Raw genomic sequence first — 2,017 nt, 5'->3', positions numbered from 1 at the left:
GTTCCAGCTTGGGTGGCTTTAATGTCTTGTGTTTGTTTATTCAAGATAAATTTGGGATCCCTGTTGGCAAAAGTCAGTTGGTTATAGATTGCTCAATTTTAGCTGCTTCTGCCTTTTTTGTTTCGTTTTCCATTGCCACACTGTCTGTGCTCGGGGCTGTCTCACTTAACCTTGTGTTAGCAATGAATCATAAACCCACACGATATAGCGTGACTTACCCTTAAGCTGTCGCAATATCCATAAGTTTAAGAAGAGATAAAAACACAACCAAATTTAGCCTTAATTCTTACACCGTAAATACCCTCCATTATTTTTATTTAAATATTAGCTAGCTCTTATGTAACGGTCGTCTAACAAGGTGACCACATTAAGTTAATGCAGTAATAGCAAGTGATTACATCACCTTATCCGACTCTCGGTACTCCATCTCAAATTGAAAAACCCAAAATACAGTCACTCATTCCGTATATCACACATCGCGTCTTATTTTTGATGCACCTGATCAGTTGAAGTCGTCGGAGCTTAATATGAGAATGCACTGCTAAAAAATAATTATTATTCGTTACCTTAATAATTGAGCGGTTAGGAGCTTCTACAATGGGTGAAAGAGGAAGGATCCGTATTTCTAACTATCAAGGTAAATTTTTCTACCGCCTGATAGATTGCTTAGTAATACTGATCACAATGTATATTACACTAAAGTTTCACTCACATATCGTTACGATGTCTTATATATCTGTGGGACTTTTAGGGGTTATTTTTTATTCATTTATTGCTGAAAGCCTTGATATATACAGCGGTTGGCGAACCACAAAACTTAGAGTTTTAACTCTACACACTGCTTTTTGTTGGGCTTCAACTGTTGGCTGCTTAACTTTAGTTGGTTATTTCACAAAAACTGGAAGCGATTTCTCACGTTTAATTTTAGGTTTTTGGTTTGTCGGATCATTTATTTTATTACTGCTTTGGCGCTTCGTCGCATTTACAGTCATTTACTATCTACATAAAAAAGGTTATCACACCACTAAAGCTGTCATTATCGGCATGACACCGCAGGGCCTAGAACTATCGAAAAATCTCATCAATAACCCTGAGTTAGGTATTAAACTGACTGGCTTTTACGATGATAGGGGTGATGAACGTATCGCAAGTGATATTCCAGTGCTCGGTAAAGTTAATGATGCATTAACACTCGCCAAAAACGGTCAAGTAAAAAGTGTGTACATAGCACTACCAATGCAAGCCCAGCATCGAATCAGCAAGATTCTAGAGGCCTTTTCGGATAGCACAGTAAATACCTATATTGTGCCGGATTTTTTCACCTTCAATTTATTGCATTCACGTTGGTATACCATTGGCGATGTTAATGCTTTTAGTATTTTTGATACACCGTTCAATGGGTTAGGTACGTGGCTAAAACGTTTTGAAGATTTAGTCTTAAGTAGTCTTATCTTGATTTTAATCAGTCCTGTCCTTATTGCAGTTGCAGTAGGCGTGAAACTCAGCTCACCAGGTCCCATTATTTTCAAACAGATGCGTTATGGGCTGGATGGAAAGTCTATCAAAGTATGGAAATTCAGAAGCATGCGTGCCATGGACAATGGGAACAAAGTGACACAAGCAACAAAAAATGATCCCCGAGTGACTCCTTTTGGTGCGTTTATTCGGAAGACATCATTAGATGAGCTACCACAGTTTATTAATGTGCTACAAGGTCGAATGTCTATTGTCGGCCCTCGCCCTCATGCCGTAGCGCACAACGAAGAGTATCGAACGATCGTTAACCGCTACATGCTGAGACATAAAGTAAAACCAGGAATTACTGGCTGGGCACAAATTAATGGCTGGCGTGGTGAAACCGATACGCTAGATAAAATGGAAAAACGTGTCCAATTTGATTTGGACTATATACACAGATGGTCGTTGTGGTTCGACATCAAAATCGTATTTCTCACCGTATTTAAAGGATTTGTAGGCAAGAATGCTTACTAGAATGGATAAAGTATACTCATATGAA

The 2,017-nt window shown here is 38.7% G+C and carries 2 protein-coding genes; both read left to right on the top strand.

Features of this window, described 5'->3' with window-relative positions; translation table 11 throughout:
* The coding region (locus B9J84_RS04980; protein WP_179217520.1) for a YitT family protein at positions 1-224 on the top strand (224 nt) is incomplete at its 5' end.
* Between the two features lie 373 nt (positions 225-597).
* A complete protein-coding gene (gene vpsL, locus B9J84_RS04975) occupies positions 598-1,992 on the top strand; it encodes an exopolysaccharide biosynthesis glycosyltransferase VpsL (RefSeq protein ID WP_017045831.1) in 1,395 nt (464 codons plus the stop codon).
* The last annotated feature ends 25 nt before the right edge of the window (positions 1,993-2,017 follow it).

The organism is Vibrio sp. V03_P4A6T147 (assembly GCF_002241085.1).
Taxonomy (GTDB): domain Bacteria; phylum Pseudomonadota; class Gammaproteobacteria; order Enterobacterales; family Vibrionaceae; genus Vibrio; species Vibrio anguillarum.
Note: the sequence above shows the minus strand (reverse complement) of the source record. Positions and strands in the feature narration are given on the sequence as shown.

What these genes read in the sequence shown, in the direction of transcription:
- vpsL (WP_017045831.1), top strand. Translation starts at nt 598, where the DNA reads ATGGGTGAAAGAGGAAGGATCCGTATTTCTAACTATCAAGGTAAATTT.